Source organism: Spirosoma sp. 209 (assembly GCF_002006735.1).
Taxonomy (GTDB): domain Bacteria; phylum Bacteroidota; class Bacteroidia; order Cytophagales; family Spirosomataceae; genus Spirosoma; species Spirosoma sordidisoli.
This window is the reverse complement of sequence record NZ_MVEC01000014.1, coordinates 87,285-112,429: the sequence shown is the minus strand read 5'-3', so window position 1 is coordinate 112,429 and position 25,145 is coordinate 87,285. Positions and strand designations below refer to the sequence as shown.

Sequence of the window (25,145 nt, the reverse complement as noted above, 5' to 3'; positions counted from 1 at the left end):
GGGCCGTACCGAGATGGTCATACGGGCACCCGACTTGTAGCTGTCGGGAATACTCCACAGGAAGCCAAACTTGTTGTAGCCGTAGCCGAAGGCGCTGGCCACATCACTACGCACCCGGTCAGCCGCGATGGTGGCGACTTTGGTGCCGTTGATATAGACGTCGAGGCTGATCGACCGGTTGGGGTTGTTGGCGTCGAGAACCCAGCCGCCAATGGTTTCGCAACGGGCATGCTCGAAGGAGGAGCGATAGCTGGCGTTGGGGGCGGGCGGGGTCACCACCGTGGTGGTTGGTGGCGTCGTTACGGTCGTCGTGGGCGGGGTGGTTACCGTCGTGGTGGGCGGCTCGGTGGTGACGGGGGGTGTACCGCTCCCGGCGCAGACGTCGGTGGTGCGTGGGCTGCTGTTGAGCTCGATGCTGGTGCCGGCGGGCCGTACCGAGATGGTCATACGGGCACCCGACTTGTAGCTGTCGGGAATACTCCACAGGAAGCCAAACTTGTTGTAGCCGTAGCCGAAGGCGCTGGCCACATCACTACGCACCCGGTCAGCCGCGATGGTGGCGACTTTGGTGCCGTTGATGTAGACGTCGAGGCTCACCGACTGGTTGGGGTTGTTGGCGTCGAGAACCCAGCCGCCAATGGTTTCGCAACGGGCATGCTCGAAGGAGGAGCGATAGCTGGCGTTGGGGGCGGGCGGGGTCACCACCGTGGTGGTTGGTGGCGTCGTTACCGTGGTCGTTGGCGGGGTGGTTACCGTCGTGCTGGGGGGCGTGGCGGTCGTGCTACTGGGCGGGGTGGTTACCGTCGTGGTTGGGGGCGTCGTTACCGTCGTGCTGGGCGGAGTGGTGGCCGTTGTAGTGCTCGGTGGCGTGGTTACGGTCGTGCTGGGGGGCGTCGTTATCGGCGACTGGCCCGAACCAACGCAAATCTCGGTAACGCGGGGACTGTCGGTCAGTTCGGTCGTGCTGCCGGTAGGGCGTACCGACACGATCAGCTTATCGTTCGACTTGTAGCTGGCCGGCAGGGTCCAGGTAAATCCGTATTTGTTATAGCTGCTGCCGAAGGCGCTGGCGACGTCGTTGCGGGGCTGGTCGGCGGAGATGGTGGCTACCTTCAGCCCGTTCAGATGAATATCGAGGCTGACCGACTGGCTGGGATTGTTGGCGTCAATGACCCAGCCGCCAATGGTTTCGCAGCGGGCGTGTTCGAGCGATGACCGATACGACGGAGCAGCCGCCCGAGCGCCGGCGGTTGTGGCTGCGGGCTCCGGCTCACCAATCACCATCAGCGTCTGGTCGTCGATGGTATTGGATGATGAAGAGGCTCTGGGCTCTCCGGGAACCGCTTTCAGGTGAAGCTGGGCTTTTTCGATGAAGAGGCTCTGGTCCGTGGCCTGGCTATGCCCGCGTAGGAGCCGGAATGAGGTGCCTTCGGTGATACTGCGGAAGCGACCCTGAATGCGATAGGTGGCTACAGGGTGAGCCGGGTACGATAGTTCGTCGCCAATAAAGTCGACATAGTCTCCGCCTGTCTGTTCGAAACCCGGTGGCAGCAGCAGCTTCAGCCGGTAGGCATTGGCTCCGGGCAGGAAGAACATGGAATTGGGCGACAGGTTAAGCAGCTGCGCTGTAATGACCAGTTCGACCGATTCTCCCAGCCGTACAGACCGACGGCTTACCTGCAGGTTAAACCGAATGGGATCGCTGTAAATGAGATGAGGTAGAGGTTTGTATGCAACAGGAGATGCTTTTGTTTTAGTGATCGGAGAGACAGGTAACGCGACTTTGGGCGGGGCCGTTGATGATCGATTGGGTGGAGCGTCCTTACCGAAAAGGAGCGGGGCTGAAGAGCCGATGGCGGAATGTCTGACGCACGTCAGCAGGCATAGCAGTAGCAGGGTGCACGTACGTACACAAGCGCTCTGCATGAGCGAAAAAGGATACATGAAATTTACGGATAAAGCGGTTTGGTTGCAAAGAAAGCAAGGAAAAACTAATATGCAATAGGTATGATAGAATAAGTGTGCTAAATAAATATCCTGTCATACGTTATGTTATAATGTAAATTATTAGTAGTGAGGTTACTATATGTATTCTTGAAGTTACTTGTTTATCATAATGGAAACAACCGTTTGAAAAATATATCTGTACTCTGGAGGTAGTTGGTCTATTTTTGCTTATTCCCTATTTTCCCTTATCCTCATGAGAAAAAGAATACGTAAAGCCCTGACGTTCCTGATCGTCGGGCTCCTGGTTATTGTTGGTGCTGGTCTGGCGTTTATCCGGCTGGGACTGCCCGACGTAGGGCCTGCGCCCCTGCTGGAGATTGATTCCGATGCGGCTCAGATCGAGCGGGGGCGGTACCTGGCCAACCACGTAGCCGCCTGTATGGATTGTCACTCTACCCGCGACTTCACGAAACTAACCGGGCCCATGGTAGCCGGTACCGAAGGAAAAGGGGGCGAAGGATTTTTACGGGAGCAGGGTTTTCCGGGTAATTACTACGCCCCGAACCTGACCCCCGCGCATCTGGGTACCTGGACCGACGGGGAAATTTACCGGGCCATTACAACCGGCGTCAGTCGGGATGGCCGCGCTCTGTTCCCGGTGATGCCGTACCAGAATTTCGGGCAGATGGCCCCGGATGATATTCACGCGATTATTGCTTACCTGCGTAGTCTGAAGCCCATACAGCACGTGGTACCCGCGTCGGAGTCGGATTTTCCAATGAATTTTATCATCAACACCATACCCGCCAAACGGGAAGGTGGCAAACGGCCGGCCCCAACGGACCAGATTGCGTATGGGAAATACATAACCACGTTTGCGGGCTGTGGCGATTGCCACACACCGGTCGATGCGCAGGGGCAGGGGCTGCCCGGTATGTCGTTTGCCGGTGGGCGTGAGTTTCCGATGCCTACCGGTACGGCCCGCGCAGCTAACATCACTCCGGCTCAGTCGGGTATCGGCAAATGGACCCGCGAGGCATTTATTGCCCGCTTCAGGGCCTATACCAACGCGTCGGCACAACCCACTGTCGGGGAGGAGGGTACCAACTCAATCATGCCCTGGACCATGTATGCCCACATGACCGATCAGGATCTGGGCGCTATCTACGACTACCTCCGAACGGTAAAACCCGTTGAGCACACGGTACCGCCCTTTACGCCCAAACCCCGGATGGTAGCCACCCGCTAACAGCAAAAACGCCCCGCATCGATCGATACGGGGCGTTTTTTACGGGTGGTAACGCTAAGCCGTTCTGACCAGGTCGACCAGGGTTTCTACCCAGATCGGGCTGTCGTTCAGGCTCTCTACGAGCTGCCAGTGTTCTCCGCCCAGCTCTTCGAATAGTTCTTTGTACTCTTCGCCCACTTCGATAGTGGTTTCCAGACAGTCGGCCACGAAAGCCGGTGAAAAAGCCAGCACCCGTTTTATGCCTTTCCCGGCCAGCTCCCGGATGGTATCTTCCGTATACGGCTTGATCCAGGGGTCGCGGCCCAGTCGGGACTGAAAACAGGTGGTGTATTTACCCTCCGGAATGCCGAGCTCCCGCACGAGCCGGCGGGTGGTTTCGAAACACTGTGCCCGGTAGCAATGCTGATTATCGGCACGGAGCGATGCGCAGCACTCCCCCAGCTGACAAACCGTTTTGGTTATATCGCCTTTGCGAATCTGGCGCTCGGGCAGGCCGTGGTAGCTGAAAAGAAAATGATCGAAGTCGTGCTCAGCCATGTACTTGCGGCCCAGCTGCACAAACCCGTCGATGAATTTCGGATGTTCGAGAAACCGGTTGATGAAGCGAATCTCCGGAATGACCTGCCAGGTTTTTATAATGTCCATCACCTTTTCGTAGACCGATCCTGTGGTAGCCGAGGCATACTGCGGAAAGAGCGGAATCACGATGATGTCGGTCAGGCCCAGCCGCTGAAACTCGCTCAGACCGGCGTCGATACTGGGGCTCTGGTAGCGCATGGCCAGCCGAACTACGTACTCGTCGCCCAGCGCCTGCTGCAGCTGCCGTTCGTTGACCTGCCCGTAATATTTAAGAGGAGAGCCGTTTTCGGTCCAGACTTCCTTGTAGGTCTTGGCCGACTTCGGAGCCCGAAATGGCGCGATGATGCCGTTGACGAGCAGAAAACGGGGAATAAACGGAATATCGATGACGCGCCCGTCCATCAGAAACTCCCGCAGGTATTTGCGTACGTCGGGAACAGAAGGGCTATCGGGGGTGCCGAGGTTGACGAGTAGAACCCCCGTTTTGCCGAGCGGCTTCGGGGTGGTGGTAGTACGATTCAGAACAGGTGCTTCCATGCTGGCAGAACAGCAATTTTAACGAGTTAGTTTACCGAAAACGAGCCGGGGGCGGGGGGCCTCCCAACGCGGTGGCCGTACCCCCGGCCTGTTTACTTCGCCTGCGGATAGCGATTCAGGTCCGGGCGGGCAAAATCGCTGAACACCTCGCCGGGCAGGCCGGTGAAGACCATGATATCGGTCAGGTCACGATCACCGCGTTCGCCCGACAGCAGAATGCCGCCGTGCTTCTGGTAGTCGATCCAGGGCAGCGTGAAGCGGGGCTGCTCATCAGTGAACTTGGGAAAGTAGGCCCACTGCCAGACCAGATGCGTTTTTTTATCGACCCAGATCTTGTACTTGTTATCGGGCGTATTGCCGACGCTCTTGAACGTAAGCTGAAGCACATCGGCAGGCTTGCCGCCCTGGGTCGTCTCTTCACCCAGGTACTTGAGCGTTACGCCCGAGTCTTTCAGTTTGAAGGGCATAACCAGCCAGTACGAATCGTTGATCCAGGCGGCTTTGCCCTGTTTTACGTACTTCGCTACGGAGTCGGCGTCGGTTACTTCGGCACCCTGCCGAAAAACGCGCCCTTTGTCGTTGTTGACGTTCAGAATAACGGTCTGGTCGTCTTTGAGGTTGTCGACCCGGACGGTGCCGCTCCATTTGTCCCAGATCAGTCGGCGCGACCCGAAGAAGTTCCAGGCAATCAGGTGTGTGTTGTCCCAGGCTTTCCGGCCGCCCATGGCCGCCATCACCTGGTCGGCAATCTGTACGGCGCGGGCATCGGACCCGGCTACATCAAAGCCCGCTGCGGCCGGATTAACCGACTTGGCCGACTGGGCAAATCCAACGGTCTGGGTCAGGACGAATAAAAAAATGAAAAGTTGACGTGTTTTCATGCAGAGTGGTTGTTTCATCAGTAAAAGTATTGGAATTTCGATTTATTACCGCCAAAATCGGAATTAGTCCCGCCCGGCGGCTGTGCTTAAAATTGTAATCACCTACCGGATTGACGCTCACTCAACTCGATTATATAGTAGCCGTTGACACCTTTCGGCATTTTGCTACGGCTGCCGATGCCTGCCATGTTACCCAGCCTACGCTCAGTATGCAGATCCAGAAACTGGAAGATGAACTGGGGGTGCTGATTTTTGATCGGTCCAAGCAGCCGGTTGTGCCTACCGAGCTGGGGCTGGCCATTCTGGCCCAGTCGCGCGAAGTGCTTCGGACAGCCCGGCGTATCCCGGAGCTGGTCAGCGAGTCGAAAAACGATTTTCGGGGCGATCTCCGCATCGGCATTATACCTACTCTGGCCCCGTATCTGCTGCCGTATTTCATCGGCGAGTTTATCCGGAAATACCCGGCCGTATCGGTTCGCATCCAGGAGCTGGTGACCGAGCAGGTCGTTGAACGGCTGCGGAACGGACTCATCGACGTTGGGCTGGTGGTGACGCCACTGACCGAGAACGGCATTACCGAGGTGCCGCTTTTTGAAGAGCCCTTTGTCCTCTACGCATCGGAAGGCCATTCGTTATCGGCCAAAAAAACCATCGCACCGGCCGACCTGCATACCGATGGGTTGTGGCTCCTGACCGAGGGCCATTGTTTCCGCAACCAGGTGATCAACATCTGCGGGGCCGACCGCCAAACGCCCGACGGCTCGCTGCTGGAGCCCGCCCGGCTTCAGTACGAGACGGGCTCGCTGGAAACCCTTATCAAACTGATTGACCGCCAGAGTGGCTTCACGCTGCTGCCTTACCTGGCCACCGTCGATATGGACCCGGTTCGGCGGGCGCGGCTTCGGTCGTTCGAGTCGCCCCAGCCCGTTCGGGAGGTGAGTCTGGTCATGCACCGCAGCTTTCTGAAGCGGCAGCTCATCAACGCGCTGAAAGGCGAGATCCTGTCGCACCTGCCCGGCGAGCTGGTGCATCAGAAAACGGACCGCGGCCTGGTCGTGCAGCTCTAGGCGATGCGGTAAGCCCGGGCCGATACGGGATCGCCATCGGCCCGGGCAACACACTACCGGCCAGCCGCCAGCCGGTCGGCCAGCAGTTTTATATAGTAGCCACCCACCACCGACCGGGCCTGAAAACCAACCTGTTTGGCGTTGGTCGTTTCGTGCCAGTCGGAGAGTGGTACGCGTGTCGGCGTTTCATTCGCATATTTCCAGATGGGATCGACAAAGGCCTGGAAATCGGTGTTCGAGTCGGCCATTGTGGCGGTCCACATGATCCAGTCGGACTTGGTATAGGTCCGGCGGCTGTCGAGCGGGAGTCCGTATGGCTGCTGATTTTTGAGGTAGAAGGCCACTTCTTTCCGGGCTACCTCGGTCGGGAACACGTCGAGTCCCAGCAGCTTATCCCAGACGATATTGTATTTCTGGCTCCAGCTACCCGGTGTTTTGTCGAACGTCAGCGCGTAATGATCGCCGTCGGCATCCATCTGCATCCACCGCCGGGCCAGCTCACGCGCCAGGGTCAGGTGTTCGTCGGCCGTTTTCTCATCGCCCAGCATCCGGGCCATCTTGCCGTAGCACGCAATGCCTACAATCGCTTTGGCGGAGAGGTTGGCGTTACGGGCCAAATGACCGGCAAAATCGTCGGTGCAGAGCTGGTTGGCCGGGTCGAAGCCGTCGCGTTTCAGAAAGCCTACCCACTTGGTCAGCGTGGGCCAGTGCTCGCGCGCGAAGTCGGGTTTCCCGTCTATCTGTACCGAAGCCGCCGTCAAAATCATCATGTTGCCGGCTTCTTCAACCGGCATATCCTCCCCGTAGGTTTGCCCGTTTGCCAGCGGATAGGTGCCTACGTCGTGGGCCGGGAAGTCCTTTTTCCAGTTGCCCGATTCGCTGTAGTCGAAGATGAACCGCAGCAGCCCCTTGGCCAGTTCGTTGTTGTACAGCAGGAAGAGCGGAGCCGACGGATACGTCACGTCGACGGTACCGATGGAGCCGTTGGAGAAGTTCTCCTTCGAGAAAAAGAGGACATCGCCTTTGGGGCCAGCCACGATCTTGTGGGCCGCGATGGCCTGCCGATAGGCCAGCACGCACAGGTCGGCATAGGATTTCCCGCCCGACTTCTGCGCATCGGCCAGCAGCTGCGCATCGAAGGCGCTGCTTTTCTGCCGCAGGCGGGCGTAGTCTTTTTCGGCGGTTTCCAGCAGTCGGGGCATCGTCATCGTCTCATCCCGACGCCACCAGGCCCGCAGGTTTTTGCCGAAATACTGCACGGAATACAGGTCGTCATAGGCCAGCAGCAGGTGTTTCTGCACCGGTGTTGTGCCAACCGACCCCATCGACAGGCTGAGTGCCAGCCCCTGCTCCTGGGCGGGGCCGCTCGTTTTCTGGCCGGCGGGCAGGGTGCCCTGTTTCAGAAAAGCCGCTTTGAGGGTGGCCAGCGATCCCGGCGTCAGCTGGGTGCCGGCCTGTTCGGGTACGGCCAGATACGCGTAGCCCCAGTCGATGCGGATATTATCACCTTTTTTCTGAAGAACGGGCTGCTGCTGTGTACCCACGTTCAGCCAGCGCAGCCCCGCCGTACGGCCTGCGTCGGTAATGACGTCCTGACCGGGCGTGTTGGTAGCCACCGTGGCCGACGCCCCGAAAAAGACCTGTACGGTATGCGGTTTGCCGTCGCGGGCGCTGGTTTCGAACGTCACGTACGTAACCGGGCGGGCGGCCACCTCCAGTTCGTCGAGCAGCAGGGGCGACAGGAAGTTCAGCCGCAGATTTACCGGGCCAGCCTCAAACGTATACGCTGTCTGCGTGGCCGAAACCGTTACGCCGGTCTGGTTGGCGGTTGCCATGGCCGTTGAGGTGACGGGGTTAACGATCCCGACATCGACGAACGAGCCGCCCCCGGGGCTGACGCCGTGGAGCGCCAATACGTTTTTGCCGGGGCGCAGTGCCTGCCGGGCTTCGGCCGGGAGGGGCAGGTAGATGTATTCGCTGATATAACCCGGCTTGTTCAGGATTCGGATTCCGTTGAGGTAGATGGTGACCTCGTCGTCGTGGTTGAGGGCCAGCAGTAGTTTGGCCGGATCGGATTTGCCGTCGTAGGTAAACTCACGCCGGAGGTAGATGCCTTCCTTATGCGTCTGGCTGTTGCGCCAGGTCGTGCGGGCGTCGGGCGTATCGCCGAAGGGGCCGGGTGCCGACTGCCAGCTGCGGGCGTCGAAGTCGGGTTTCTCCCAGCCGTCGGTGGGTTTGGTCAGGGTATAGAGCGCCGTATACGGTTTCGACTCACCGGTGGGCAGAATGGGCTGGTAGGTGGTAGGGACAGCGCCCAGAAACTGATACGCCTTGCCATCGACCCGGATCAACCCCTCGAGCGACTGCGGGCGACCGGTCCAGTGGCGGGTGGGGGAGTCGGTCAGTTTATCGGTGGTACTCCACAGGCTGAAGTACGGGTCGTGGGTAACCAGCGGGTAGGCGGGTGGGCGGAGCGTCTGGGCCTGAGCCGAAACCAGCGCCAGGGCCGTCAGGAACAGCGACAGGCGGGAAGCGAAGGAACTACACATGGACACGTTCATTAAGGGGCGGCAAAATAGCGTTTAGCGCATAAAGGTAACTTACCGGGGCTGGTCTACTGATTCGTGGGCGGTAAGGGAGTAGATAGGGGAGCTGGGTTTCGGTACGTCGATGGCAATCAAAGCCTGGGCCGGGTGCCCACCCGAGGGGGCGGTGTCTGCCCGGCTACCGGTAGATAAATAGACAAATGATGGAGCGTTTGAGGGATAAGTAGACTGGTAGTTGCAGTCTATATTTGTAGTAGTCTATCCACACTTTTCTGTTCATTCATGACTCAACGTCTACGTCTAGCCGTGAGCTTACTGCTTGTTTGCAGTACCATGCTCCGGGCGCAGGACCCTCTACGCTCATCGGCCCCCTCGCCAGCCGCTATCTGTCCGGGTACGTTCCCCAATGGTTTTTTCGATATTGCCGGTACGCAGGAACAGGCGTATGCCGCCTTTGTTGTCCAGCTATCCAGCGGGAATGGGTTTCGTACTATACCCTCCGTAATCCTGAGCAATCTGGGCCGATACGGTGCACAGGTACGGGCCACCGTTCCCGCCGATATACCAGCCGGCACCTACAAGGTGAGACTGGTTGGAACCCGTGATACAACCCTGGTCAGTAATATCACTGAACTTACCGTTAAGGCAAAGCCTGCCCCGCCTAGTGTTACTGCCGAGAGTGAAGTGTGTCAACGGCCGATGGGGTCTAATATTACTTCTTTTACAGTACCTGTTAAACTAAGTTCACCAGAAGCAATCCCCCGGCTATATGATTCAAATGGTAATACCGTCGGCTCTTTGACACCCTACGGAACTGCTACCGATAAATCATTCGAAATTTATTCTGGTAATGAAATTCCTGGCCAGAGGACGTTCTTTGCTACTCAGCAGATAAACGGTTGTGAGAGCGATCGGGCACAAGCCCGAATTACTGTAAAGCCCAGGCCTTCGTCATCTATCAACGTTGATAACATTGTTGGCGTAGGCAACGGAGCTGTTTACGGAATAATAGATTACTGTCAGGGCGACAAAGCTCTACCCTTGAACGAAAAAGGACATAAACCGCTGACGGATGGATCTATAGTGCTATACTCAAAGGATGTTTTTGGTTTAGGAGGAGAATCTAAACCACCTACGCCCTCTACAGATCAGGTCGGCAGTATTCAATTTGCTTTGTCTCATTATTTGAACGGTTGTCGAGCTTCACTGCAGCCTACAGCCTACATTACCGTAAAAATCAATGCACGACCTGAAAAGCCGACCGTATCGACCAACACGGTTACAGTCTGCCAGTTTCAGACGGCCGGCGGGCTGAGTGCTCAGACCAATGCGGATGGTGCCTCGCTGGTGTGGTACGGCACAAACGCAACGGGGGGGACGGGGTCCGCACAGGCGCCGGTACCATCGACAGGCAGTGCCGGCACGTTCACCTATTACGTAGCACAGAAAGTCAACGACTGCGAAGGTGAGCGGGCGGCAATTACCGTAGAGGTGAAAGCTGCCTCACCCGCGCCTACGGTATCGGCCGTGAGCTATTGCCTGGGTGCATCGGCCAGTCCCTTGTCGGCCATAGCGGCCAGTGGCGGTACGCTCAACTGGTACGCGGCTGCTACCGGGGGCACAGGCTCTCCGGCGGCACCATCGCCGGTTACCACCAGTACCGGGCAGCAGACGTACTACGTGTCGCAGACGGTGAGCGGGAGTTGCGAAAGTCCACGGGTGGCGTTGCCCGTAACGGTCTATGGTATTCCGCCTGCTCCGCGGGTCAGTACCGCCGAGGTGTCGCTTTGCCAGTTTTCGGCCAGCCAAACGCTCACCGCAACGGGCGAGAATCTGAAATGGTATGAGCAGGCATCGGAGGGAGAAGCCCGCGGCTCGATTACCCTTACTACCGATGCGCCCGGTACCCGAAGCTATTACGTCAGCCAGACTGTCAATACCTGTGAAAGCGCCCGTACCGGCGTCAGCGTGACGATCAAAGAGGCACCGACGGCCCCGGCCGTTCAGAAGACAGCCTATTCGTTCTGCTTCGGCGACCCCGGCGCCGTCATTCGGACGGAAGTAGCGGCTCAGTCCGGCACCTACACCTGGTATGGCGTGGGGAACGGCCAGCCAACCCTCACCGATGTTAACACTGGGGAGCGGCTGCTCAGCGCGCGGGTACCGGCTACCCAGACCGGCACGTTTACTTACTGGCTGACCCGCACCGTCAACGGCTGCGAAAGCGTGGCCAGCGAAAAAATATCGGTTACCATCCACGCTATTCCGGCGGCTCCCGGGGTTGGCCCGGTGGCGATCTGTCAGAACACGGCCGCCCCCACGTTGCAGGCCACGGGCGAGAACCTGCGCTGGTACACCCGCGATAGCTCGGCTACCGGCTCGGCAACGCCCCCCGTAATCAGCACCGGGCAGGCGAGCCAGATGACCTTCTATGTAACCCAGACGATTAACAACTGCGAAAGCGCCCGGGCCACCCTGTCCGTGACGGTTTACCCCATACCCGCTGCACCGGGCGTAGCCAGCAACGGCCCCGCCTACTGCCAGAACGCGCAAGCTCAGCCACTGCAGGCCAGTGGCCAGGGCTTAACCTGGTACCGCGAATCAGATACGCGGATCGGTGAAACGGCCATTCCGGAAACCAATAGCCCCGGCCGGTTTACGTACCGGGTCAGCCAGACCATCAACGGCTGTGAAAGCCCCCGCAGCGACCTGACCGTAACCGTAACTGCCCTGCCCGAGGCACCGGCGGTTACTAGTCTGGTGAGCTACTGTCAGCAAGCGGCTGCTTCGGCGCTGACTGCGTCGGGTAATGAACTGCGGTGGTACGATATGAACGGAAACGGCAGCAGCCAGGCCCCCACACCCTCGACCGAAAATCCGGGCACAACGACCTATTCGGTTAGCCGAACCGCGGGCGGTTGCGAGAGTCCGCGGGCCGAAATCAGGGTTATTGTCAAACCTACGCCCGGCAGCCCGGCTACGGCGCCCTTGGCCATCTGCCTGAACGAACCGGCCCGAACCGTATCGGCTGGCGGGCAAAACCTGCTCTGGTACACGACCGAGGCTGGGGGCTCCGGCTCGACAGCCGCCCCCACCGTGACTACCGGGCAGGCAAATCAGACGACCTTCTTTGTCACCCAGACGATCGACGGTTGCGAAGGCCCCCGGGCTGCGCTGGTCGTAACGGTTAAGCCGCTGCCGGCTCCGCCCGAGGTAAGCCCCCGAACGATCTGTCAGTTTGCGCCCGGCGAAACGGTTACGGCCAAAGGCGAGAACCTCGCCTGGTACAACCCCGATGGGAACCGGTTCACGATGCCGCCCACGATCAGCACCAGCCAGGGAGCTACCTTTACCTACCAGGTTACGCAGACAGTTAACGGCTGCGAAGGGCCCAAAGCAACCCTGACCGTCAGAATATTGACCACCCCGGCGCCGACCGTAGCAACTACTACAGTCGAGTTATGCCAGGGCGCGACCGCACAACCGCTGGAAGCCAGTGGCAGGAACCTGAAATGGATTGACCCGAAAGGTGTGGTCAGCACGACCGCCCCGGTGCCGCCAACGGCGTCGCCAACAGCCAGCGCCGAGGGGGATATCTATTACGTGACCCAGACAGACACCAACACCTGCGAAAGTCCACGGACGGCTATTCGGGTCTTTGTGCAGACGACGCCCACCCTGTCGATCGGCGGAACGACTGCCGTTAACCTGGGCATAGAGGTACCGCTGAAGCTGGCGTTTACCGGGGTGGGCCCCTACCGCTATCGGCTCTCGAACGGGCTGGCCGGAACGGCAACCAAAGACACCACCCTGCTGGTTCTGCCCGAGCGCACGACGACCTATCGGGTGGCCGAAGTAAGTAATAAATGCGGGCTGGGCCAGCCGGGGGGCGCGTCGGCGACCATCACCGTAGCGATCCCGGAGATACAGACCCTGGACCTTGCGGCCTCTTCGGTCTGCGCAGGCACGAGCGTTTCGACGGCCTTTACCACAACGGGGGTTTTCAATCCGGGGAGTGTGTTTAGGCTACAGATTGCCCGGGTCGAAGCGGATAGCACGAAAAACGACTTTATCACCATAGGCAACCAGACCATAAACGGGCAGATCTCGGGTGTTATTCCGACCAGTGTGGCCGCGGGTACGTACCGGGTGCGCGTGATGGCTACCAACCCTAAAATTCCGATCAACGGGACCTATAGCCCTTCGTTGCTGACGGTACGAGCCCGGGCAACGGCTACGATGACGGGCAGCCGAACCATTTTTGAGGGCGAGTCGGCCAATCTGTCGGTGGCGTTCACAGGCGATGCACCCTGGGTGTTTACCTATCAGGACACTACCGGGGGGGTACTGGGCAGTCCGAAAACGGTGCAGACGGCCTCCAATCCGCATACGCTTACGGTGATGCCCGCCCGAACAGCCACCTATTTCCTGACCGCCGTCAGTAACGTTTGCGGGAACGTAACCCCACCCCACAAAACCGTGCTGATTACAGTGGCTCCGCTGCTTTCGATCGATGATCAATCGCTGGCTAGTGTGGTTGAGGTGTATCCCATACCGGCTACAACCACGCTGACGGTACGTATTCACGGCTTGCCATCCAGCCAGACGGCCCGGCTGGAACTGGTCGATCTAACCGGCCGAGCGACCTGGCAGCACGAAACCCGTCGCGATGCGGCTCTGGTGCCGCTAGACCAGCAGCCGGCCGGGACCTACATACTGCGGATTCGGGTTGGCGACCGAATGGCATCGAAGCGCATTACGAAGTTGTAGCGAACTGATGCAGACGATAAGCGCTTGAGCCGCGACCGGGCTGGTCGCGGCTCAATTTTGTACACACAGTCAGGTAAGTATCTGGCTCGGTACGCGTCATTGTATATCAGCGGATGATGTGATAATATTACCCGCTGATTGCTTCCTCTTGTTCATGAACATCTTTGCTCGTTTCGGCGCAACGGCCTGCCTGTTGTCGCTGCTGGTATGCCTGACGATCACGCCCCTGCTGGGCCAGGGACAGTTAACCCAAACCCTGCGGGGCCATGTGGTCGATAAAGAATCCAAATTTCCGCTCGTGGGCGCCACGGTACAGCTGGCCGATAAGGGCGTACTGACCGATACGGCCGGCCTGTTTCGGCTAACCGGGATACCCGTTGGGCGGCATACCGTAAAGGTGACGCTGGTGGGCTACAAGGAGATGGTGCTCGCTGATGTGAGCCTGGATGCCGGGCGGGAAAAAATCCTGGACATTGAGCTGGAAGAGGAAATCCGGCAGCTGGTGGCGGTAACGGTGCAGGCGCAGCGAACCGGCGAGGCCCGTAACGAAATGGCAGTGGTGTCGGCCCGGCAGTTTTCGGTGGAGGAAACGAACCGGTACGCGGGCAGCCGGGGCGAACCGGCCCGGATGGCTTCCAATTTTGCCGGGGTGCAGGGCGCCGACGATTCCCGAAACGACATCGTTATTCGGGGCAACTCGCCCCAGGGAGTGCTCTGGCGCGTCGATGGCGTAAGTATTCCCAGTCCCAACCATTTCGCTATTGCGGGTACATCGGGCGGGCCGGTCAGTATCATCAACAACCGGTACCTGGCCAACTCCGACTTTTTTACGGGGGCTTTTCCGGCCGAATTTGGCAATACCGTGGCGGGCGCGTTCGACCTGAAGCTACGCAACGGAAACAATGAGCGCCACGAAAAAATGGTGCAGTTCGGGTTTCTGGGCACCGAAGCCATGGTCGAGGGGCCGCTGTCGAAGAGCTCGAAAGCGTCGTATCTGGCTACCTACCGCTACGCCAACCTGTGGCTGTTCAACAAAATCGGTATCGACATCGGAACCCAGGCGGTACCGACCTATCAGGACGGTTTTTTTCGGTTCAACTTCCCGCTCAGAAACCGACGGGGCGAGTCGGTCGGGGCACTGGCGCTCTGGGCCCTCGGCGGAACCAGCACCGTCGATATCCTGATCAGCGAACAGGAGGTGAAAGACCGCAACATCTTCGGCAATAACGACCGCGATCAGTATTACACCGCGCGTATGGGGGCCGCCGGACTGACCTACACCCGCCCGCTAAGTTCCCAGACGTTCTGGAAAGCGACGCTGGCCGTATCGGGCAATTCGCAGGATGCCAACCACAATTACCTGTTTCTGCGCAGGGACGGCGACCGCAACCCGCTGGTGGTGAACAACCGCTACGTAATCGACTCGCTCCGGCCGATCCTGGACTACCGGTTTTCGGAGGTGAAGTACTCGCTGGCTACCTTCGTCAACCATAAGATCAGTACCCGCGCTACCCTGAAAGTTGGTCTGAACACCGATCTGTACCGCTTTCGGGCGTTCGACAGCGTTCGGTCGTTTACCGATCTGAGCTACACCCGCTTCACCCCCTGGCGCACGCGCTGGAACACGAACGAAACCTTTGCGCTGGTACAGCCCTATGTCAGCTTCCGCCACCGCCTGACCGAAAATCTGACCCTGACGGCTGGCCTGAATGCGCTCTGGTTTACGCTCAACACCAGCAGTGTAGCGCCGGTAGAGCCTCGGATCGGGTTGAGCTGGGACCTGCCCGCCCGGCAGAAACTGAGTCTGGCCGCAGGACTACACAGCCAAATACAGCCGCTCTATACCTACTTCTACGCCGAAAACCCGGGCAGTGGCTCGGCCGCGGGGCCGCTGGCCAACCGGACAATGGGCCTGACCAAAAGCTGGCATTATGTAGCCAGTTACCAGCGGCTGCTGGGGCGTAGCATTCGACTGCTGCTGGAGACGTATTACCAGCGCCTGTTCAACATACCCGTCGAACAGGCGCGGTCGTCGTTTTCGATGGTCAACACGGGGGCGGCCTTCTCCCGAATCTTTCCGGGTCCGCTGGTCAACACCGGAACCGGCCGTAATTACGGGCTGGAGCTAACGGTCGAGAAGTTTTTCAGTAACCACTATTATTTCCTGCTCACGGGCTCGGTCTTCGATGCAAAATACACCGGGTCTGACGGGGTGCTGCGGAATACGGATTTCAACGGGCGCTACGCCTTCAATGCCCTGTTCTCGAAAGAGTTTGTATTCCGGCGCTCGTCGCTTAACCTCGGGTTCAAATACACCACCACCGGCGGGCGCTGGTACGGCCCGGTCGATGAGGCAGCGTCGCGGCTGAACCAGGAGATTATTTACCAGAGCGCAAGCCGCAACACCCTTCAGTTTGCGCCTTACAAACGCTTCGATCTGAAGGTCGATTACAAGATGAACCGCGGGGCAGCCGACCGCCGGGGCCTGACCCATACGATCTCGGTCGATCTGGTGAATATCCTCGGTATACAGAACCTGCTGTCGCTCAGCTACGCGCCCCAGCCCGACGGCAGCTTCATCAAACAGGAATACCAGCTCGGGTTTCTGCCGATTTTCCTGTACCGCGTCGATTTTTAATGGCTGTTTAGAGGTGGCCGAAGCGCGCGAACGCCTGCCGTTCCAGCTCTTCGCGGTGGTCGGGATGGGCAATGTTGATCAGGGCCCGGGCGCGCTGGCGCAGGTTCTGCCCATACAGGTCGGCGATGCCGTATTCGGTAACGATGTAATGCACGTGGGCGCGGGTCGTGGTGACGCCGGCGCCTTCTTTTAGAAACGGAACGATCTTGCTCAGGCCCTTGCTCGTTACGGAGGGGAGGGCAATTATCGGTTTGCCGCCTTCCGACAGCGACGCGCCCCGTACGAAGTCCATCTGCCCGCCAACCCCCGAGTACTGCATGGTACCGATGGTGTCGGCGCAGACCTGGCCGGTGATGTCGATCTCGATGGCCGAGTTGATGGCCGTTACTTTCGGGTTACGCCGGATGATAGAGGTGTCGTTGGTGTAGCTGGCCTGCTTCATAGCCACCCCGGGGTTGTCGTCGATGAAGTCGTATACCCGCTGACTGCCCATGACGAAGGCCGATACAATCCGGTAAGGTAGCACGGTTTTGTGCTCGCCGGTGATGACGCCCCGCTCAACGAGGTCGATGACGCCGTCGGAGAACATTTCGGTATGAATACCCAGGCCTTTGTGATGAATCAGTTCGGCCAGGGTGGCGTTGGGAATACCGCCGATGCCCAGCTGTAGCGTAGCCCCATCCTCAACCAGGCTGGCTACGTACTGCCCGATTTTACGGTCGTCGGCGCTGATCTCGCCCGTGTGTACTTCGTAGATCGGCTCGTCGACCTCCACGGCCGCGTGCAGCATACTGGCCGGAATCAGTCCATCGCCGTGGGTGCGGGGTACGCGGGGGTTCACCTGCGCAATGACGTACTTGGCCGACCGGATGGCCGCCAGCGACACATCGACCGAGGGGCCAAGCGAGCAGTAGCCGTGCTGATCCGGGGGCGACACCTGAATCAGGGCCACATCAACGGGTAGAATCCGACGGCTGAACAGCAGCGGCACCTCACTCAGAAACACCGGCACATAATCGCCGATACCCTGCGCGAGCTGTTTCCGCATGTTGGCGCCGATAAAGAACGAATTGGGCCGGAACGACTCGCGGTACTGCGGCTCCAGATAGGGCAGGGGGCCTTCGGTATGGATGTGGCAGACTTCTACGTCGCGCAGCTCGGGCGCCCGGTCGACCATAGCCCGGATCAGGACATGCGGAGTCTGGGCTACGCTGTGGATAAAAACACGATTGCCCGACTGGATGGCCGATACGGCCTGCTCGGGCGTGGTAAGAGGAAGGATAGTGGACATAAACTGGGGAACAGAACGGATTATGATGAGTGGGGAGCGATGCGGCTGGCCGTTGTTCGGTTCGTATCCCTCCCCGCTCGTCACAACGCGTTAATTAGGGGCGTTACTGGCGGTTTTTACGTTGTCGAAAAGGGGCGCATAGTCGTCGGACAGGGTAATCCTGAGTTTGTGGAGCTCGCCCTCCGTGACCATCGGGCCGAATACCTGCATGAACTGGTGCGTATAGCGTTGGCCGGTATCGGTGTCGACATTCAGTTTGTCCGCTACACGCTCATAAAATTCGGTTAGTTTAAAGCGTTCGCCCTGGTCGCGCTCTTCGGGGCTGATTTCGCGGATGATATCGAGCAGCGGAGCCGGGAGCTGGGCGCCGAGGTTATCGGCTGCGTTGCCGGCCAGGTGCTGGGTCAGGGTGTGCAGAAAAGCGCGGGTAATATCGAGGACTTCCTGTTCGGTGTCGACGCCGAGTTTTTCTTTGCCTTCGTGGATGAATTCAGGGTATTGCATAACGTTGGTTTTGGTTTAGAAATACAACTGCTATGAACGGCGAAGTGTTGGTAATTAGCGGCAACGGGGACCGCCGGGGTCTACGGGTTTATAGTCGTTTCGACGTTTCGTTTTCGGCGGTCAGAAACTGCTGAAACCACCGCCCCGACGCCTTGACGATGCGCTGCTGGGTGCGGAAGTCGACGTAGACGAGTCCAAACCGGGGTCGGTACCCTTCGGCCCATTCGAAGTTATCGAGGAACGTCCAGGCAAAATACCCATCGACCGGAAGCCCCTCCTGCCGGGCCCGGAGCACCTGAGTGAGGTACTGCTGATGATACTCGGTGCGGGCCGTATCGTTAACCATTCCGTGCTGAACGGTGTCGTAAAAAGCCGCTCCACTCTCGGTAATGATCAGCTTTTTTATGCCGGCATACTGGCTGAACTGACGGATGATCCGGTACATGCTGTCGGGATACACTTCCCAGCCCATCTCGGTGATGACGGGCACGCCCCGCCGAAGCGCCGTGACTTCCTTGGCCCAAAGGTAAGGCATGAACAACGACTGCTCAACGACTGCCCGGAAGTAATGCTGCAGGCCAATGAAGTCGAAATCGAACGCCAGCCGCTCCATGTCGCCGGGTTTGGCAACCTTCCGGGCAATGTCGCTCAGGAAAGGCAGGGTGTCGCTGGGATAGCCGAGGCCGAGGGCGGGTTCGATAAAAAGCCGGTTCATCAGCGCATCGACCCGGGCCGCTGCGTTCTGGTCGCGGGGGGTAAACGGATCGACCGGCGAGCAGGAGAAAGCCGTGCCGATCTGAGCGTCGGGCACATTTTGCCGTACCATGCGGCCTCCTTCGGCCTGCGCCAGGGCGGTGTTATGAATAACGGGCAGCAGATTCCAGAACCCCCGACGCCCCGGCGCGTGCTGACCGGTAAAATAGCCCAGTACCGAAAAGGCCAGCGGCTCGTTCAGTATGATCCAGTGTTTGACCTTGTGCCCGTAGGCTTTGGTGCAGACATCCACGAAATCGGTGAACCAGTCGACGATCTGGCGGTTGGGCCAGCCGCCCTGGTTCTCCAGCGCCAGCGGCAGGTCCCAGTGGTAAAGGGTAATCCAGGGGGTAAGGCCCAGCCGGAGGCAGTGGTCGATCAGCCGGTCGTAAAAAGCCAGGCCCGCTTCGTTGATGCGTCCACCCCGTGGTGGGGCCGTACCGTCGGGCAGAATCCGTGACCACGACAGTGAGAACCGGAAATGGTCGAGACCCAGCTCTTTATGGAGTCGTAAATCGGATTCATAGCGGTCGTAAAACTCGCAGGCTATATCGGCATGCTCGCCGGTTTTGATCTTGCCTTTCTGTTTGCTGAACGTATCCCAGATGGAGGGGCCGCGCCCGTCGCGGTCGACAGCGCCTTCAATCTGGTAGGCGGCTGTGGCTGTGCCCCAGATAAAATCGGTACCAAATGCCGGGCGGTTCAGCAGGGGCGGGGTGTCGGTTCGGGGCGGTTGGTGGGTCGACAAAATAGACGGACTAGCGATGAAGACATAACGATCGAACAAACGCAAAGGGTTTGGTCGTAACAAAAGCTTAATATGACACCGTCGGGGCGCCGGGGGCCAGCCCGCGAAACAACCCATCGTGTCGGCCCGTATCTTTACCCCGCCACCCAGCTACCGGTTGTCTATGCCTATCATCTCAAAGAAGAAACGTGCTTATCCCATCAGTGGCCCCCTGCGGGTATATCTGGAGCAGTACAATCGCGAGCATCGGCTGCCGATACAGTATACCGACCTGCTTCGGTACGATAATTCGGCTTCGCTGTTCGACAAGCGCGACCGCGATACGCTCTGGGAAACCGTTTATTACCCGGCGCTGGAAACCGACGATATCCTGCTGGCGCTCAAAACGATCTACGCCATCCTGAAAGCCGACGGCGATATGTCGATCACGGCCCACCTCACCATCGACCGGGTCGATCTGTGCCTGTACGGCAACACCCGGCCCTTTCGGGTGCGGGTGCGGAACCTGGTCAACGATAACTTCGACTATTTCTACATCAAGAATGCCGATGCCTCCCGCATTTACGGTCTGGAGCTGGAGCATATCCTGTCGCCCAACCGCATCAGCTACCTGACCAGCGGGCAGACCCTTATCGAAGAGCACATTGCCGGGATTCCGGGCGATATGTTTTTCGAGCAGCAGATGCACGACGAGGACATGAACCCGATCCGGCTCTGCAAGGAGTTCGTGAAGTTCAACGAGCGGTGTTTCGTGCGGCTCCTGGGAGATATGCACTCGAGTAATTTCGTGGTCGACATCACGCCCGACTTCGACGAGGTCTACTACCGCATTCGCGCCATCGACTTCGATCAGCAGTCGTACGAAGGCCGTAAATCGGTCTATATGCCGCAGTACTACCGGCAGAACCAGCCTATTATCGACCTCGGTACGAGCTGTCTGACCCCCGAGAGTGTGCGCCAGTACCAAATTGAGGAGCGCTCGCTGGTAGCGGGGCGGCTGCGGGTAGAACAAGCCCGGATCGGCGATCTGATGGCGGCCATGCGGGTCGACGAAATTGCCCCCGGGGCCAACGTGGAGCAGTTGCGGGGCGCCCTGAACCGGCATTACCGAACCCGCCACTTCGATGCCTGCCGAACCATGGGCGACCTGGTCTGGCACAGTCTGGACATGCTGGCGGTTCACTGACTGGCGGCCGGTTTTTCCCAAAAAAACAAAAGGAACCGGCATCACGCCGGTTCCTCGTTTCGTTACGGTGGGGTATAGCTTAACCTCTGCGACCGAAGGGGGCGTTAGGGCGACGGTACTGCTGCTGCGCAAACAGGCGCTCGCGCTGGGCGGAGGTCAGCACAGCCAGCATGTCCTGGCGTTTCCGGAGTTGCAGCTGGCGGTAGGCGCTGGGCGTCAGGCGGGCCGTAGCTACGGTATGGTCGTAATTGTCTTCGATCTTGTGGAGCTGCTTTTCCTGACGGCGCGACAGACCAACGATGGCGTCGATACGGTCGATCTTCAGCTCCTCCTGCAATTCATCCCGGTTGCTGTTGTATTGGGTTCCGCCATACTGGGGACCACGGTTCGGCTGCGGGTAGCCACGTTGAGCAAAGGTTACGCCAGTGGTCAGAGCGAATAAGGTAAGGGCGGCTGCAATTGTCTTTTTCATGATTCAGTTGTTTTGCGTTTGTGGTTTACTGATCGTTAGAGACAATCCACGGCCGGGCGTTTAACCAGGGTATGGGCCTATCTGGCCGAATGCCGCTTTCGGGTGGCTGAGTCGCCCCGAATCACTTCTGAATGACAGGAGCGGGCGTGTCCCGCTGGCGGGCCATCGCCTGCGCCAGTATGCTGGCCACGATAAGCTGCAGCGCATGGTACATCATAATCGGCAACAGGGCAATACCGGCCACGCTGGCTGGAAACAGAACATTGGCCATCACGCTGCCCTGCACCAGCGATTTCTTGGAACCACAAAACAGCGCCGTAATCCGGTCTTCACGGCTGAAGTGGAGCAGTCGGCTGATCAGGGTAATAAACCCGTAGATGAGGAAAAACAGACCCAGCATCAGCGCGGCCAGCGAAAGCAGATCGGCGGCCGAATAGTCGGCAAACAGCCGTCGCTCGAACGACTCGCAGAAGGCCGTATAAACGATGAGCAGGATGGTGAACTGGTCGAAGTAGCGCAGGTACGTTTTGTTTCGTTCGGCAAACCACCCCAGCCGCCGGTTCAGCAATAGCCCCAGCACCACCGGCACCAGCACCTGTAGCGTCAGTTTGCCGATAACCCCGCCCAGATCATAGTCGCCACCCGTACTCGACAGCAGATAACTCATCCAGAGGGGAGTGATGAAGACGCCGATCAGGCTGGAGATGCTGGCGTTGAAGATTGCCGCCGGCAGATTACCCCCCGCAATAGAGACCATCACGACCGACGACGAAACCGTAGAGGGCAGGGCCGCGACGTAAAAGATACCGAGCCATAGCAGTTCGGTGTCGGGAGTGAGCCAGACCGCCCGGGCCGCGAGCACAACCGCCGGAAAGACGAGAAACGTGGTGAGGTGAATGACCGAATGAAGCCGGTAGTTGCGAAGCCCGGCCCGTAACTGTTCGAAGTTGAGCCGCAGCCCGTAGAAGAAAAAGATCAGCGAGACGCCATAACCCGCCAGCGATGACAGCGAGAAAGGCCCCTGCTGAACACCCGGTTCGGGAAAAAAGCGCGCCAGGCCGATCATGGCCAGTAGGGCGAGAATAAACCAGTCGAGCCCGACGCGGGCCAGTAAAGAGCCGAATGATGAGTTTGCCATACCAACGGGTAACCGACCCCGGGTGGTTTTCGTTTGAAACCACCCGGGGTTTTGGAGGTGGGCTCGAAGGGTTGCCTTTTCTACCCCCAGCCCCCTGAAGGGGGAGATGACCCCGTCGAGTGGGCTCCCCCTTTAGGGGGCTGGGGGCAAAAAAGGCAGCCCCTCGAGCCGACTAAAGTCAGCAGATATCTTCCCCAGACAACCTCTTGGCTGAGCAGACTGGGTACTGGCCAGACCACGTTTTTTGATAATGAAAAATGAACTTATAAGATGATCATCAGATCATTAATTGTACGGCGGAACGACCGCTTACGAAAAGGAAGGCTACAGGTCGGTCATTAATTTGTTTCTAAGCCTGTATAATTTATATATTAGTGTCGGAATTCGATTCCCCTATCCATGCCTTCTTTAGCTAGAAATGACAGCCAGTTGGAGCAACTGATTGACGATCTGAGTCAATTGCCTGCCTATACCATCGGGCGTCGTTTCGACAATCAGATTGTGATTGCCAACGCCAGAGTAAGCGGCTACCACGCCCGGTTGATCCGCTGTACACCCACCACCTTCGTTCTCGAAGACCTCGCCAGCAAAAACGGTTCGTTCGTGAATGGCACCCGCATCGTCCGCAAAATTGTGGATAGCCACGATACAATCCGTTTCGCCGATGCTGAGCTAACCATCCCGGAGCTACTGGCTCTGCGGAAGTCCGACCCGGTAACGGTCGAGCCGACGCCACCCCCTGCCAACCCGGAGCCCACCGCTAATCCGCTGGATTTTACACGCGCTTTTGCCGACTTACGACAGGTGTTTGACCAGTATCCTAACCTGCGCCGGGACTGTCGAAACCGCGAAAAAATGATCCGGACGGGAAGTGTACTGCTATCATCGGTGGTCGGTATCGGTGCCGTACTGTCAACCGGTGGGCTGGCGTTTACGCTCCTCTCCAGTGCGGGATTGGGCATGCTGGTGCCTACGCTATGCTCTACACTCCTGTCGACCGACGAAAAACTCGAACTCATCGACAAGGAATACCGGGAACGTTACCGCTGCCCTAACCCCACTTGCCGCGATCCGTTTGGGAGCCGGGAGTGGGAGCTGCTGGCCCATCAGAAAGTGTGTCGACGCTGCCAGGCGATCTGGGTCCGGTAAAATTATCGTCAATAGCCACTTACCTTTTTCGGTCGACACCTATACAGAGTTATACAGGCACTTTTCATCTATAATCAACGTATTATCATGTCACAACTATCCACACCCATCGATCTGCAGACTGACGTTTATCCGTCGACGCCAGCCCCGGCTACCCCAACGCCAGCCGTTGTTACTACCCCGACCAGCCGCCCGGACCGGAAGAAACTGGCGGGCATCTCGGCCGCAGCCCTCTTGCTCGGCGGAGCCAGCTGGGTGGTCAGCCGGGCCATCCTCGACAAACAGGATAATCCGGAACCCCGTGTCAATGGTGACTCATCAGATACTGGTGTACCATCGTCGATCGAGTTGCCGGCCGAGCTGGACGTAGCCGGGACGGTTACCGATGCCATGCCGTTTGAGCAGGCCTTCGAGGTTGCGCGGCAGGAAGTCGGCTTTGGCGGGGTGTTCAGCTGGCACGGCCACTGGTACAGCACCTTCGAACAGGCCGAATGGAGCAGCCTCTCGCTGGCCCAGCGCCATCAGTTTGCGGAAATGATTACCCAGGAGCAGCTGCCCGTCAAACCCTATGCCGACCCGGATGCACCGGTTGCCTCGACTCCATCGGAGGCCGAACAGGACGTAAAAGCCGGGACCGAACCTACCGTCATTGAAGGGCACGTGAATGGTCAGCGGGTTATGGGCATCGACTACGATCAGGACGGCGTCATCGATACGCTGGTGATGGAAGGAGCCGACGGCCATGCCTACCGAGTGGTCGATGCCAGCGGTGACGAAGGGCTGGACACCCTCCTGCGCTACGACTCCCTCGACGGAGAACTGGTGGAGATCAAAAAGATCGACGATCCGTTCGTGCTGAGCAACGACCAGTTCAGCCAGGGGCTGGAAGCCAGTATGTCGAAAGAAATTGTGGACTCCATTCTGGAGCCGACCATGGCGCCGGTAACCCCCGCAGCACCGACCGATCAGCTGAACGACGCCAGCACCGAACCCGATGAGGTTGACTACGTAGCCGATGCTCACGAGCCGGACGATACCTACGTCAACAACGGCGATGTCAGCGAGATGGACGAGTAGGGCGTATGACAGGCTTCAAAACTACGCTTATCACCTGCCATCAGTGCGCCCGGCGCATTATGGTTCGGGCGGCCGATGCCGAGCGCGGCAGCATCATCTGCTCTCACCTGGGCTGCGGGGCCATCAACACCCTGCAAACGACGTTTCAGTATGACGAACGGCTGGTACAGGGGCTTCCCGGCTTTGGAAAGCTGGTTTGTCAGCGCGACCCGACGCAGGTATACCCGCTTCAGTTCGGCGATAACGTGATCGGCACAGCCAATACCTGTACGGTTCAGGTAGAACGGTTCATGCATAGCGGACAGTGCTTCGTCAGCCGGCGGCATTGCACCCTGACGGTTACGTTCGATCCCTGGGCGGGCCAGCTGCGGTACCTGCTCCAGGACGGCGTTGCTGATCCGCAGCAGCCCGATACCCGACAGTATAGCCTCAACGGCACCCAGCTGAACCAGGTCCCGATTCGCAAAACTGAACTGATCGACGTCGCTGACCAGGCGCTGATTACCCTGGGCGGAGTCGATCAGTTTCGACTATTTCATTTTTCTATCCCACAACCCATGCTCGACACCTATAAAATCGAGCTGGCCTTCAACCCCGATCGCACTCAATAAGT

17 protein-coding genes are annotated in these 25,145 nt (G+C 58.7%); 8 read left to right on the top strand and 9 right to left on the bottom strand.

Translation table 11 applies throughout. The features are described 5' to 3' along the window. The coding region (locus B1C80_RS28550; protein WP_201723573.1) for a hypothetical protein at positions 1-1,596 on the bottom strand (1,596 nt) is incomplete at its 3' end. A gap of 604 nt (positions 1,597-2,200) precedes the next feature. On the opposite strand from B1C80_RS28550, the gene B1C80_RS20925 reads away from it, so the two are divergent. Next, positions 2,201-3,196 (top strand): cytochrome c, encoded by a 996-nt coding sequence (locus tag B1C80_RS20925; RefSeq protein ID WP_077923167.1) that lies wholly within the window; start codon positions 2,201-2,203, stop codon positions 3,194-3,196. A 54-nt stretch (positions 3,197-3,250) separates the two neighbouring features. Here B1C80_RS20925 and hemH read toward each other — a convergent pair whose 3' ends face one another. After that, positions 3,251-4,312, bottom strand: a complete 1,062-nt coding sequence (hemH, locus tag B1C80_RS20920) for a ferrochelatase (protein WP_077923166.1) — start codon at positions 4,310-4,312, stop codon at positions 3,251-3,253. Positions 4,313-4,404: 92 nt separating this feature from the next. Beyond that, on the bottom strand, positions 4,405-5,193 hold the full coding sequence (locus B1C80_RS20915) for a hypothetical protein (RefSeq protein ID WP_077923165.1): 789 nt from the start codon (positions 5,191-5,193) through the stop codon (positions 4,405-4,407). Positions 5,194-5,303: 110 nt separating this feature from the next. On the opposite strand from B1C80_RS20915, the gene B1C80_RS20910 reads away from it, so the two are divergent. Continuing rightward, a complete protein-coding gene (locus B1C80_RS20910; RefSeq protein WP_077923164.1) occupies positions 5,304-6,260 on the top strand; it encodes a hydrogen peroxide-inducible genes activator in 957 nt (318 codons plus the stop codon). Between the two features lie 53 nt (positions 6,261-6,313). Here the strand turns inward: B1C80_RS20910 and B1C80_RS20905 are convergent, their stop codons facing one another. After that, positions 6,314-8,809 carry a glutaminase family protein gene (locus B1C80_RS20905; protein WP_077923163.1) on the bottom strand — a complete coding sequence of 832 codons (2,496 nt, stop codon included), beginning with the start codon at positions 8,807-8,809 and terminating at the stop codon, positions 6,314-6,316. Between the two features lie 1,182 nt (positions 8,810-9,991). On the opposite strand from B1C80_RS20905, the gene B1C80_RS20900 reads away from it, so the two are divergent. After that, complete coding sequence (locus tag B1C80_RS20900; protein ID WP_236648869.1) at positions 9,992-13,576, top strand: T9SS type A sorting domain-containing protein; 3,585 nt, start codon at positions 9,992-9,994, stop codon at positions 13,574-13,576. A 154-nt stretch (positions 13,577-13,730) separates the two neighbouring features. Next, positions 13,731-16,214: a TonB-dependent receptor gene (locus B1C80_RS20895; RefSeq protein ID WP_077923161.1), complete on the top strand. Its 2,484-nt coding sequence runs from the start codon at positions 13,731-13,733 to the stop codon at positions 16,212-16,214. Positions 16,215-16,221: 7 nt separating this feature from the next. Here the strand turns inward: B1C80_RS20895 and B1C80_RS20890 are convergent, their stop codons facing one another. The 3 genes from B1C80_RS20890 to B1C80_RS20880 form a co-directional block, all read right to left on the bottom strand. Next, positions 16,222-17,505: an acetyl-CoA hydrolase/transferase family protein gene (locus tag B1C80_RS20890; RefSeq protein ID WP_077923160.1), complete on the bottom strand. Its 1,284-nt coding sequence runs from the start codon at positions 17,503-17,505 to the stop codon at positions 16,222-16,224. A gap of 90 nt (positions 17,506-17,595) precedes the next feature. Further along, entirely contained in the window at positions 17,596-18,009 is a 414-nt protein-coding gene (locus tag B1C80_RS20885) for a DUF2267 domain-containing protein (RefSeq protein WP_077923159.1), read from the bottom strand. Positions 18,010-18,097: 88 nt separating this feature from the next. Continuing rightward, positions 18,098-19,510 carry a GH1 family beta-glucosidase gene (locus B1C80_RS20880; RefSeq protein ID WP_369822727.1) on the bottom strand — a complete coding sequence of 471 codons (1,413 nt, stop codon included), beginning with the start codon at positions 19,508-19,510 and terminating at the stop codon, positions 18,098-18,100. Between the two features lie 163 nt (positions 19,511-19,673). Here B1C80_RS20880 and B1C80_RS20875 point away from each other — a divergent pair, with 163 nt between their 5' ends. Beyond that, positions 19,674-20,696, top strand: coding sequence for a hypothetical protein (locus B1C80_RS20875; RefSeq protein ID WP_077923172.1), 1,023 nt, complete (start codon positions 19,674-19,676; stop codon positions 20,694-20,696). A 79-nt stretch (positions 20,697-20,775) separates the two neighbouring features. On the opposite strand, the gene B1C80_RS20870 is transcribed toward B1C80_RS20875, so the two are convergent. Next, positions 20,776-21,168 carry a hypothetical protein gene (locus B1C80_RS20870; RefSeq protein ID WP_077923157.1) on the bottom strand — a complete coding sequence of 131 codons (393 nt, stop codon included), beginning with the start codon at positions 21,166-21,168 and terminating at the stop codon, positions 20,776-20,778. Between the two features lie 121 nt (positions 21,169-21,289). Then, positions 21,290-22,306, bottom strand: a complete 1,017-nt coding sequence (locus B1C80_RS20865) for a bile acid:sodium symporter family protein (protein WP_077923156.1) — start codon at positions 22,304-22,306, stop codon at positions 21,290-21,292. Positions 22,307-22,705: 399 nt separating this feature from the next. Between B1C80_RS20865 and B1C80_RS20860 the strand changes: the two genes are divergently transcribed. From B1C80_RS20860 to B1C80_RS20850, 3 genes are all read left to right on the top strand, one after another. Next, positions 22,706-23,455 (top strand): FHA domain-containing protein, encoded by a 750-nt coding sequence (locus B1C80_RS20860; protein ID WP_077923155.1) that lies wholly within the window; start codon positions 22,706-22,708, stop codon positions 23,453-23,455. 87 nt (positions 23,456-23,542) lie between these two features. Then, entirely contained in the window at positions 23,543-24,532 is a 990-nt protein-coding gene (locus B1C80_RS20855; RefSeq protein ID WP_077923154.1) for a hypothetical protein, read from the top strand. Between the two features lie 5 nt (positions 24,533-24,537). After that, positions 24,538-25,143: an FHA domain-containing protein gene (locus tag B1C80_RS20850; protein WP_077923153.1), complete on the top strand. Its 606-nt coding sequence runs from the start codon at positions 24,538-24,540 to the stop codon at positions 25,141-25,143. Positions 25,144-25,145: the final 2 nt, after the last annotated feature.